Source organism: Yersinia sp. LJYL362 (genome assembly GCF_048323875.1).
Window position 1 is genome coordinate 1 of sequence record NZ_JBLWEX010000121.1, and the last position, 10,990, is coordinate 10,990.

Consider the following 10,990-nt stretch of genomic DNA (forward strand, 5'->3'; position numbering starts at 1 on the left):
CCCATTGGTTCGATACATTGACTGTCGAAGTGAAAGACAAAGCTGCTGTATTGGCCCGCGCATTGAGTTTTGGTATTAATCTGCGAACTGATATTCATGGCGCAGTAGGTATCACGCTGGATGAAACGACCTCGCGTGAAGATCTTCAAATTCTTTTCACCTTGTTAGTCGGTGATAACCACGGTCTCGATATTGACCTGCTTGATGCCAAAGTCAGCCAGAATAGCCAGTCAATTCAAACGGGCATGTTGCGCCAGGACCCCATTCTGACTCACCCGGTATTTAATCGTTATCACAGCGAAACCGAAATGATGCGTTATATGCATCGTTTAGAACGCAAAGATTTGGCACTGAATCAGGCAATGATCCCGCTGGGCTCTTGTACCATGAAGCTGAATGCCGCCGCTGAGATGATCCCGATAACCTGGCCGGAGTTCGCTGAATTGCACCCCTTCTGCCCGCCGGAACAAGCTGCGGGTTATCAGCAAATGATTGGTCAACTGTCACAATGGTTGGTGCAACTGACCGGTTATGATGCGGTTTGTATGCAGCCAAACTCTGGCGCGCAAGGCGAATATGCAGGGTTACTGGCGATTCGCCGTTACCATGAAAGCCGCAATCAGGCGAGCCGCCATATCTGTTTGATCCCAAGCTCGGCTCACGGCACCAACCCGGCATCGGCACAAATGGCCGGTATGTCAGTAGTGGTGGTGGCCTGTGATAAGCAAGGGAATATCGATTTGCACGACTTGCGCCAGAAGGCGGGTGAAGCAGGTGATGAACTCTCTTGTATTATGGTGACTTACCCGTCGACTCACGGCGTGTACGAAGAAACCATCCGCGAAGTTTGTCAGATTGTGCATCAGTTTGGTGGTCAGGTTTACCTCGATGGCGCAAACATGAATGCGCAGGTTGGAATAACCACACCGGGCTATATTGGCGCGGATGTTTCTCACCTGAACTTACATAAAACCTTCTGTATTCCACACGGCGGTGGTGGCCCAGGTATGGGGCCGATTGGTGTTAAAGCACATTTAGCACCGTTTGTTCCGGGCCACAGTGTGGTGCAAATTGATGGTATGACGACCCAACAGGGCGCGGTTTCGGCGGCCCCATTTGGTAGTGCGTCAATCTTGCCTATCAGCTGGATGTACATCCGTATGATGGGAGCTGATGGGCTGAAACAAGCCAGTCAGGTCGCGATTCTGAATGCCAACTACATTGCAACTCGCCTGAAAGAGGCCTATCCGGTGCTGTATACCGGCCATGATGGCCGTGTGGCGCACGAATGTATTTTAGATATTCGCCCACTGAAAGAAGCAACAGGTATCAGCGAGATGGATATCGCCAAGCGCTTAATCGACTTCGGCTTCCATGCGCCAACCATGTCCTTCCCGGTGGCGGGCACGCTGATGGTGGAACCGACTGAATCAGAAAGTAAAGTTGAGTTAGACCGCTTTATCGACGCCATGCTGGCTATCCGCGCGGAAATCGAGAAAGTGGCTCGTGGTGAATGGCCACTGGAAGACAACCCGTTGGTGAATGCGCCGCATACTCAAGCTGAGCTGGTCGGTGAGTGGCAGCATCCGTACAGCCGTGAGCTGGCGGTATTCCCGGTGGCAGGTGTGATGGAGAATAAATACTGGCCGAGCGTGAAACGTCTGGATGATGTGTACGGTGACCGTAATTTGTTCTGCTCATGCGTACCTATCAGTGACTACCAATAAATACATGCAGTAAATGACAAAGGGTCGCGCAAGCGGCCCTTTTGCTGTTTATATCATGGCGATAATTGGTATCCACCCTTATCAATGACTACGCTTATTTTTCGTTATACAAATAGTGAGCGTGATTATTTATGGTTAGTACTCAATTTATCGGTAGTTGGTCACTGGTATCGCAGCACTTTGTTTTACCCGATAACAGCATTCATTATCCGATGGGGCAGGGGATGTCTGGTCGGATTAATTATGAAAAACAAGGCACGATGGCTGCCCAACTGTACAGTAGCGGCAGAACAAAGTTTGCCTCTGAAGATTGGTTGCAAGGCAGTGATACTGAAATAAAAAATGCCTTTCTCAGTGCATTGACCTATTTTGGCCGATATGAAATTGATGAACAGCTTGCGACCGTCACACATATTGTTGAAGGCAGTTTATTTCCCAATTGGGTAGGAAGTCAGCAGGTTCGCTATTATCAATTTGAGGAAGACCGTTTGACACTGCGTACACCGCCGCTACAAATGAATAATTCGGTGCTGGTTGGGGTGCTAATTTGGCAAAAAATTCATGGTTGAGCAGGGGCCGAGGGATGCATAAAAAAGTCGCGTTAGTGACAGGGGGCAGTCGTGGCATTGGCCGTGCCACGGCATTGCTATTAGCAAAGCACGGTTATCGGGTTGCGGTAAATTATATCAATGATGAACAAGCTGCCCGACAGGTAGTTGCAGAAATCGCCGCTGGCGGTGGGTTAGCGGTGGCGTTACAAGCCGATATTGCTGATGAGCTGCAAGTAGTTGCACTATTTGAAAAACTTGAAGCCCAGCTCGGACCGATCACCGCACTGGTCAATAATGCCGGCATTTTGTTTACCCAATCGGGTATCGAAGGGTTAACTGCTGAACGCATTAATCGGGTATTGAGCACCAATGTGACGGGTTACTTTTTATGTAGCCGCGAAGCTGTCAAGCGCATGGCATTGCGCCACGGTGGTAATGGCGGTGCGATTGTTAATGTCTCTTCTGCCGCAGCCCGTCTAGGCGCTCCCGGTGAATATCTCGATTATGCCGCCTCCAAAGGGGCTATTGATACACTCACCACCGGTTTATCATTGGAAGTGGCGGCAGAGGGCATCCGAGTGAATGGCGTTCGTCCGGGTTTAATCTATACCGATATACATGCCAGCGGCGGTGAGCCGGGGCGAGTTGATCGGGTAAAAAGCTTACTGCCAATGAAACGCGGCGGGCATCCACAAGAAGTGGCAGAGGCAATCGTCTGGTTGCTGTCAGACCATGCCTCTTATGTCACTGGCAGTGTATTGGATTTAGCCGGCGGGAAATAAGCGAGTATTCAGTTACTTCAGCCAACCTTTTTGCTGTGCCGCCTGCAACTGTGGCAGCAAATGCTGCCAAATCTCAGGATAGCATTCGGCAACCAATTGGTTACGCTCCAGTACCTGTTGTAGCTGAATACCATTTTCTATCCAACTTTGTCCCTCGGTATGCAGGTTAATCAGCATGGGTAGAATGCGATCCAGCACCGTCGCAAAACGCGCCTCGGCAGTTTCTTCCGCTTCATACTCATTCCACAGCGCAGTAAATTGTGCGCCTAATGCGGGTGGCAGTAGGCCAAATAAGCGCCTGGCGGCAGCGACCTCTTGCTCATGAATAGCGGCTCTGGCCGCCAAATCATAAACAATCACATCACCGGCATCGATTTCGACAATATCGTGCAGCAGCGCCATTTTTATCACGCGATTGATATCGACGTCTGGGCCAGCATAGGGAGCCAGACTCATTGCCGCTACGGCAAAATGCCAACTGTGCTCGGCTGAATTTTCCTGACGTAAGCTGGCAATTACTTTGGTGCGCCGCTGAATATCTTTTAGCTTATCGATTTCCATCAGAAACTGAATAGTCTCTGTCAGTGGACCAAAATCTAAGACTGCTAATGACATAATAACCCTCTATTACCCTTCGTTTGGCATGGCAGCAGTGTTGCTGCTCCCAGTGGATTTGTCACCCTAATTTGAACCACAGACACGGCGGGTTACATGTACTGACAGAATATTTAAGCGTACACGTGTACACTGGAATTATTCTCAGTTAATCTGTGCGCACTCTTTTTGTACAATTTTAGAATAACTACTGCGCTCATCGGATGAGATAACGATTCATTTTCAGGATAATTAGTATTGAAGAATAAATCAGCTGTACCTACGACCTCGGTCACTCCCACAGTAGCGACAACACCACCTTATCCGTGGGCAGAAGAAATAGCCAATAGCATCAGTCATGGTATTGGCGTAGTGTTTGGCATTATTGGTTTGGTTTTTCTATTGGTGCAGGCGTTAGATAATGGAGCCGATACCAAGGCGTTAACCAGTTATAGTTTGTATGGCGGCAGTATTATTCTGCTGTTTTTAGCCTCGACGTTGTATCACGCCATCCCACATCGCAAGGCGAAACTCTGGCTACAGAAGTTTGACCATTGTGCCATTTACATCTTAATCGCTGGGACATATACACCATTTCTATTGGTGGGGTTGGACTCCCCGTTAGCCCGCGGCTTGATGGCGGTGATATGGGGATTGGCACTGGTGGGCGTCATTTTCAAATTGGCCTTTGCACATCGCTTTGAAGTGTTGTCGCTGGTGACTTACCTGACGATGGGTTGGCTCTCATTGATTGTGATTTATCAACTGGCGGTAAAGCTTGAGATTGGCGGGTTAGCATTATTGGCGATTGGCGGCTTGTTATACACGTTGGGCGTGATTTTCTATGCCTCTAAGCGCATTCGCTTCGGCCACGCCATTTGGCACGGCTTTGTGTTGGGTGGCAGTGTTTGCCACTTTATGGCGATCTATTTGTATGTCTGATTAGGGGGCCGGATAACCGGCCTCAGCGTGTATTACTTATCTTCGGCCAATGAATAGGGCAGCGGTTGAATCGTAAGCACACTTTGCTCATCATCACGCACGCGCAGCACACTGTCTGCCGCCAGGTCATTATTCATCACCGCTTGAACCCACACCGTGCCATCACTGAGTGCAACGGCTGCCAATACGCTACCGGTACGACGCCAGTTTTCACCTAATTGCCACTCTAAATCTTCGCCGGCTGCTGGCACTCGGTTGGCGTGACCTGCCAACCAGTAGAGTGCGCGCTTATTGGCACCACGGTATTTTGCTCTGGCGACCATTTCCTGCCCGGTATAACACCCCTTGCTGAAACTGATGCCATTCAACGCCTGAATGTTTGTTGCTTGCGGAATAAATTGCGCGCTGCTATCGGTATCAATGATAGGAAAACCTGCTTCGATATCCAGCGCCAGCCACTGTTTGCTGTTATTAAACTGCGCGCGATCAGCCAGTTTTTCCACTAACTGTTGCGCTTGCTCGGTATCGGTCACCAGCAGGAAGCGCTCGGCAGGCAGCGAGAAATGCAACAGTGTGCTATCACCTTGCTGTACTACCGGGTGCTCGACATTAGGTAACTCGGCGAAAACCTCCGCCAGCGCAGCTTTTGCCTGCGCGCCCGCCACGCCGATTAAAACGGCATCAGGTTGTGCGGCAATCACCACTTTGGAGAACACCGCATATTTCTTTAGCTCGCTCAACTGGTTATCAAGCACACTACGGCGTTCGATAAAGGCTAATCCTTCGCCACGATAAAATAATCGCAGGTTGCTCCACATTTTCCCTTTGGCATCACAGTGGGCACATAGCACATGCTGATCTGCGGGCAGTGCATCAATATCTGCCGTGACTTGCCCTTGCAGATATTTTACGCGGTCTGCGCCCGTTAACGTCACCAGCGCCCAGTCATCAAGAGAGATTAATGTTAGTGGCAGCTCAGAAGAGGCGACCAGTGGTTGTGCAGCAAATGGAGTGTTATTAGCCATGGTTTACCTAAAATAAATAGCACCTGCGGATAAGTGGTACCTATCAGCGCGGCACAGTGAACCGATGCTCCAATGGTAAAATAGCCGGGTAGCTTTGCAAGCAGTAATTCCACGGAATGACCATTATTATTCAATATCTGAATTCGACGATATCTGAGGTACAATAGCCACAGATTCTATGGCGGAGTGCTGAATATGATTGAAAAAACAGCATAATCCCGTCCTTAGCCTATCAGTATCCTTTTTTTGAGGAGTCAATCAGGACATGGAAATCGATAATAAAGCCCGTATTCACTGGGCGTGCCGTCGGGGTATGCGTGAACTGGATATCTCTATCATGCCGTTTTTTGAACATGAATATGATGGCTTGAGCGATAACGAGAAACAGGTTTTTATCCGTTTGCTTGAGTGTGATGATCCAGATTTATTTAACTGGTTGATGAATCACGGGGAACCGCAGGATAGTGAGCTGCGTCAAATGGTCAAACTGATTCAAACACGAAATAAAGCCCGTGGCCCAGTGGCGATGTGACCTGCGGATATCCTGGCACACTCAACTCTTCTCTCTATTAGCTCATGGCGTCCTGGTCACACTGACGCTGGTTGCGCCTTGGCCTCAGGGCTATACCGCGCTGTGGTTGGTGTTACTGACATTAGTGGTGTTTGAGTGTATCCGCAGCCAGAAAAATATTACGTCTTGCCAAGGTGAGATCAGGCTGAAACCCGGCAATATAGTGCTATGGAAACGGCATGAGTGGGTCGTCATTAAGCAGCCGTGGATCACCCGTTATGGCGTGTTATTGAGTTTACAACAGACAAGCAACCGCTCAACCCGTAAGCGTTTATGGCTCGCGGCGGACAGCATGTCTGAAGAGGAATGGCGGCAATTGTGTCTCCTGTTGCGCCATTCATTTGGCTCCGATGAAGGTATTAATTAATGAAGCCCTTAATCTGGCTGGTGGAAGATGAGCCGAGTATCGCTGACACCTTAATTTATACCTTGGAAAGTGAAGGTTTTACCCTCCGGTGGTTTGACCGGGGGGAACCCGCTCTGGCTGCTTTGGCCAATGGCCCGCCAGCACTGGCAATAGTTGACGTGGGCTTACCTGATATTAACGGTTTTGACCTGTGCCGCCGTATATTGGCCCAAGTACCGGAACTTCCTGTGGTTTTTTTAACCGCGCGTAGCGAAGAGCTGGATCGGATTGTCGGCTTGGAAATCGGCGCTGACGACTATATCGCGAAACCATTCTCACCGCGTGAGGTGAGCGCCAGAGTCCGCACCGTGTTACGGCGGCTGCAAAAATCTCAATCCTTGGCTACTTCTGCCACCTTGCATCAGTTCGGCAATTTCACTCTGGACGAAGCGGGGGCGAGAGTCACTTATCATCAACAGGTTTTATGGCTCACCCGCTATGAATATCTGCTACTGAAAACCTTATTACTGGCACCTGATCGTGTCTTTTCACGCCAGCAATTGATGGATATTGTCTGGGCGCAAGCAGAAGAGAGCCAGGATCGTACCGTCGATACCCATATCAAAACTCTGCGCTCAAAGCTGCGTATGACTTACGATGAAGAGTCGCCAATCCGCACCCATCGTGGGCTGGGTTACAGCCTGACGTATCGAACATGAGCCATTTCCGATGAAAATAGGTGTGCGTTTGTTGCTGGGCTATTTTCTGATAGTCGCCATCGCCGGTTATTTTGTCATTCGTATTTTCGTGCAAGAAGTTAAGCCCGGGGTGCGGCGCGCGACAGAAGGAACATTGGTCGATACCGCCACCTTGCTGGCGCAATTCGCCCGCCAGGATATGTTGCAAAATAAAGTCGCCGGTGGTCAGTTGGCACAAGCTTTTGCTTCACTCAATCTGCGACCAATCGGTGCAAATATTGAAGGTATCCGGAAGGATCGCAATGAATACCGGGTTTATCTGACTGACGCTGAGGGACGGGTGATCTTTGATTCATCCGGTAAAGCCGTCGGGCAAGACTATTCGCGCTGGAATGATGTCTGGCTGACACTACGTGGTCATTATGGCGCACGCAGCACTCGTACCGATCCTGCCGACGAACAAAGTTCGGTGATGTATGTGGCCGCTCCGGTTATGGTCGAGAATAAGATTATTGGGGTGCTCAGTGTGGGCAAACCCAATATTTCTATGGCTCCGGTAATCAAACGTAGTGAGCGTAAAATCTTGCTGGCGGGTGGCGTATTACTGGGGATTGCTCTGCTAATTGGCTTGGGGTTTGTCTGGTGGATCAACCGGGCTATTGGCAAGCTGGTCGATTATGCCGAACGGGTTGCCGAGGGGCAGAATGTTGCGCTACCCGTGATGGGCAGCAGCGAACTGAATGATTTGGCGCGAGCGCTGGAAAGCATGCGGCTTAAATTAGATGGCAAAGCTTATATTGAGCAATATGTCCACACGCTGACTCATGAGTTGAAAAGCCCGCTGGCAGCGATTACTGGCGCGGCCGAGCTATTACGCGAATCTCCACCGCCGGCTACGGCTCAGCGTTTTCTGATGAATATTGAGCAGCAAAGTGCGCGTATCCAGCAATTGGTGGATAAGATGCTGATACAGGCACGACTAGAAAGTCGAGTTGACGTGCAACTGTCCCCAATAGAAATAAGCAGCATCATCAAGCAAGCGATGGGAGCCAAAGAAGCTCAGGCAGTCAGCCGAGGCATTAACTTGCGGTTAATCTGTGCTGATAGCGCGACATTAACCGGTGACGGGTTATTGCTGAGTCAGGCGTTAACCAATCTGATTGATAATGCACTGGATTTCACTCCCTCAGGTGGCGAAGTGACAGTAAGGGGCACCCGGCAAACGGATGAATATTTGATTACCGTTGAAGATACCGGCAGTGGCATTCCGGATTATGCCAAAGAGAAGATTTTTGACCGTTTTTATTCGCTAGCGCGGGTCAATAGCCCAAAAAGTACCGGATTGGGGCTGAATTTTGTGCGCGAAGTTGCCGCTATTCATCAAGGGAATGTTTCCCTTGAAAACCGCCAGCCGCACGGGGTGTGCGCTCATTTGACCTTACCGCTAGCTATCACTTAAGTCGCTGACTTCACTTTCACTTCACATAACCTCATTTTCCTTTCACTTCACGAGCTTAAGCTGCTCTCCTGACCTTAAAGGAGAGCACGTCATGTTCAAATCCGTACTGTTTTGGAAAATAGCCGCGCTATTGGGACTCATTCTTTTGATGATGATTCCGAAAGAAATGCTGCTGAATGTTATCAATGAACGCAGTGGCTATCGCCAAAGTGTGGTCGACAAAGTCAGTGACAGCACCAGCCGCGCGCAAAAGATCCTTGGCCCGCTGATTGTCGTGCCTTACAGCGAATGGATTGAAACTGAAGTTGATGGTAAGAAGCAGGGGCAACGGGTGAGCCGCCATCGCTATTTATTGCCGGAGGTAATGGCAGTCACTGGTGCGCCGGATGTTGAAGTTCGCCAATTGGGGATTTATCAGGCTCAGGTCTATCAGGGGGAACTCTATTTCCACGGTCAATTTGAATCTTCCTCGCTAGATGATTTAGATCGGGAAGGTGTCACCATCGGCATGCCGTCATTAGTGTTGGCACTGAGTGATTCGCGAGGGATCCAGCAGATTTCGCCGTTAAGTCTGGGCAATGCAAAAATTAATTTCGAACCGGGGGCATTTCTGGGGCGCACGGCGCAAGGTGTGCATGCACCGCTGACTATCGAGCAGGTTCGCCAGGGCAAATTTGATGTTAATTTTAAACTGACACTGGCAGGCACCAACAGTCTTTCAGTTGTGCCCGTAGGGCGCAGCAGTGAACTGACGTTACAGAGCAACTGGCCGCATCCTAATTTTGTCGGTGAGTTTTTGCCATTACAACGCAAAGTAGATGAAAAAGGCTTCCGTGCACATTGGAGCAGTAACTGGCTGGCGAATAGCATGAATATCAACTTTGCCGGTGATAATGTGCGTTTTGATTTTGACCAACTACCTGCGTTCACCACCAGCTTGATTGAACCAGTCGACCACTATCAGCTAACCGAGCGAGCCATTAAATATGCCATTCTATTTATTGGCTTAACCTTTTTCAGCTTCTTCCTGTTCGAGAGCCTGACGTCATTGCGTGTACACCCTATTCAGTATCTGCTGGTGGGCGCAGCATTGGTTTTGTTCTACCTTATGTTACTGGCGTTCTCTGAACATTTAGGGTTCACGCTGGCTTATATTATCGCCAGTTTGAGTTGCAGTATGTTGATTGCCATCTATTTAAGTGCAGTGCTAGGCGGGTGGTTGCGTGGCGCATTATTTGCAAGCGGACTATTACTGCTGTACGGCGTATTGTTTGGACTATTGCAATCAGAAGACAATGCTTTGTTATTAGGTGCGGGTTTACTGTTTATTATTCTCGCGGCGGTTATGTTACTGACCCGGCGGTTAGACTGGTATCAGGTGGCTTCCCCACAACGTTTTTCTGGTCAGAAAGACGAAGAATCAACGGATAGCGATGGGAAAGCCGAAGTGATATCGGGCGACGTCGCCACGACTGAGGGCGGTGCGCAAGACTCGTTCCGGTTATGGAAGTAAAATAGCGCCAGTGAAAACGGGTATAGCAAACGGGCACTGTGGGTGCCCGTTTATTCGATTAAAGCAGGGCATCCATCTCAAGCAGAATTTGATCACACCACTGTTCGATGCGCTCTTCACTCAAATCGTATTGATTAACCTCATCTAACGCCAACCCCACAAAGTGTTTACCGTCAGCACTGAGCGGTTTCGGGCTGGTAAACTCAAACCCATCTGTTGGCCAAAAACCAATAAATTTCACCCCCAGCGGCGCAATATGGTCATGCAGCATGCCAAGAGCATCAAGGAACCATTCGCTATAACCGAATTGATCGCCCATACCATACATAGCGACAATCTTTCCCTTGAGATTAAGCTGTGTTAATTGTGGCCAAACGGCTTCCCAATCTTCCTGTAATTCGCCGAAATCCCAGGTAGGGATTCCCAGAATCAGAATGGAATATTCTTCCATCAGGCGAGGGCTGACATCTTTTAAGTTATGTAAATCAACCAGATCTTCGCCGAGGATGTCGCGTATTTTTTCTGCCACCATTTCGGTATAGCAGGTGCTGGAGCCGTAAAAGAGACCAATCTTCATGATGTATAGCCATAGCATTACTAATAAGGAATAGCATCGAGTGTACCAGATTTGTCCTGTCATCAGGCATAATGGCTGCCCATCCAATCAAAGAGAGAAACAGTCATGCAACAGCAAAATAACCCGCTGATTGAACAGTTTCTTGATGCCCTGTGGCTGGAGCGGAATCTGGCAGAGAATACACTGGCATCATATCGTTTGGATT

Annotated in this window: 13 protein-coding genes; 10 read left to right on the top strand and 3 right to left on the bottom strand. The window is 49.3% G+C overall.

Annotated elements, in window-relative coordinates:
• The 3 genes from gcvP to ACNSO8_RS05450 all read left to right on the top strand — a co-directional run.
• A partial coding sequence (gene gcvP, locus ACNSO8_RS05440) for an aminomethyl-transferring glycine dehydrogenase (protein ID WP_418394037.1) occupies positions 1-1,727 on the top strand: 1,727 nt, incomplete at its 5' end.
• 131 nt (positions 1,728-1,858) lie between these two features.
• Entirely contained in the window at positions 1,859-2,296 is a 438-nt protein-coding gene (locus ACNSO8_RS05445) for a lipocalin-like domain-containing protein (RefSeq protein ID WP_019082405.1), read from the top strand.
• A gap of 14 nt (positions 2,297-2,310) precedes the next feature.
• Positions 2,311-3,060 (top strand): SDR family oxidoreductase, encoded by a 750-nt coding sequence (locus ACNSO8_RS05450; RefSeq protein WP_019082406.1) that lies wholly within the window; start codon positions 2,311-2,313, stop codon positions 3,058-3,060.
• Positions 3,061-3,072: 12 nt separating this feature from the next.
• Here the strand turns inward: ACNSO8_RS05450 and ACNSO8_RS05455 are convergent, their stop codons facing one another.
• Positions 3,073-3,675, bottom strand: a complete 603-nt coding sequence (locus tag ACNSO8_RS05455; RefSeq protein ID WP_011817027.1) for an HD domain-containing protein — start codon at positions 3,673-3,675, stop codon at positions 3,073-3,075.
• Between the two features lie 237 nt (positions 3,676-3,912).
• Between ACNSO8_RS05455 and trhA the strand changes: the two genes are divergently transcribed.
• Complete coding sequence (gene trhA / locus ACNSO8_RS05460) at positions 3,913-4,596, top strand: PAQR family membrane homeostasis protein TrhA (RefSeq protein ID WP_019078989.1); 684 nt, start codon at positions 3,913-3,915, stop codon at positions 4,594-4,596.
• A gap of 32 nt (positions 4,597-4,628) precedes the next feature.
• On the opposite strand, the gene ygfZ is transcribed toward trhA, so the two are convergent.
• Positions 4,629-5,621, bottom strand: a complete 993-nt coding sequence (gene ygfZ / locus ACNSO8_RS05465; RefSeq protein ID WP_418394038.1) for a tRNA-modifying protein YgfZ — start codon at positions 5,619-5,621, stop codon at positions 4,629-4,631.
• 265 nt (positions 5,622-5,886) lie between these two features.
• Between ygfZ and sdhE the strand changes: the two genes are divergently transcribed.
• From sdhE to creD, 5 genes are all read left to right on the top strand, one after another.
• Positions 5,887-6,153, top strand: coding sequence for an FAD assembly factor SdhE (sdhE, locus tag ACNSO8_RS05470; protein WP_004390965.1), 267 nt, complete (start codon positions 5,887-5,889; stop codon positions 6,151-6,153).
• Complete coding sequence (locus ACNSO8_RS05475) at positions 6,134-6,559, top strand: protein YgfX (protein ID WP_046050300.1); 426 nt, start codon at positions 6,134-6,136, stop codon at positions 6,557-6,559. Before sdhE ends, ACNSO8_RS05475 begins: the two co-directional genes overlap by 20 nt.
• The gene (gene creB, locus ACNSO8_RS05480) at positions 6,559-7,257 is read left to right on the top strand and encodes a two-component system response regulator CreB (protein ID WP_011817024.1); all 699 of its coding nucleotides are present in this window, start codon (positions 6,559-6,561) and stop codon (positions 7,255-7,257) included. Before ACNSO8_RS05475 ends, creB begins: the two co-directional genes overlap by 1 nt.
• Positions 7,258-7,267: 10 nt before the next feature.
• Positions 7,268-8,695, top strand: coding sequence for a two-component system sensor histidine kinase CreC (creC, locus tag ACNSO8_RS05485; RefSeq protein ID WP_418394039.1), 1,428 nt, complete (start codon positions 7,268-7,270; stop codon positions 8,693-8,695).
• A 91-nt stretch (positions 8,696-8,786) separates the two neighbouring features.
• On the top strand, positions 8,787-10,208 hold the full coding sequence (gene creD / locus ACNSO8_RS05490; protein ID WP_418394040.1) for a cell envelope integrity protein CreD: 1,422 nt from the start codon (positions 8,787-8,789) through the stop codon (positions 10,206-10,208).
• A 58-nt stretch (positions 10,209-10,266) separates the two neighbouring features.
• Here the strand turns inward: creD and fldB are convergent, their stop codons facing one another.
• A complete protein-coding gene (gene fldB, locus ACNSO8_RS05495) occupies positions 10,267-10,785 on the bottom strand; it encodes a flavodoxin FldB (protein WP_019078984.1) in 519 nt (172 codons plus the stop codon).
• A 105-nt stretch (positions 10,786-10,890) separates the two neighbouring features.
• Between fldB and ACNSO8_RS05500 the strand changes: the two genes are divergently transcribed.
• Positions 10,891-10,990, top strand: a 100-nt coding sequence (locus tag ACNSO8_RS05500) for a site-specific integrase (RefSeq protein ID WP_418393803.1), incomplete at its 3' end; no start/stop codon positions are given.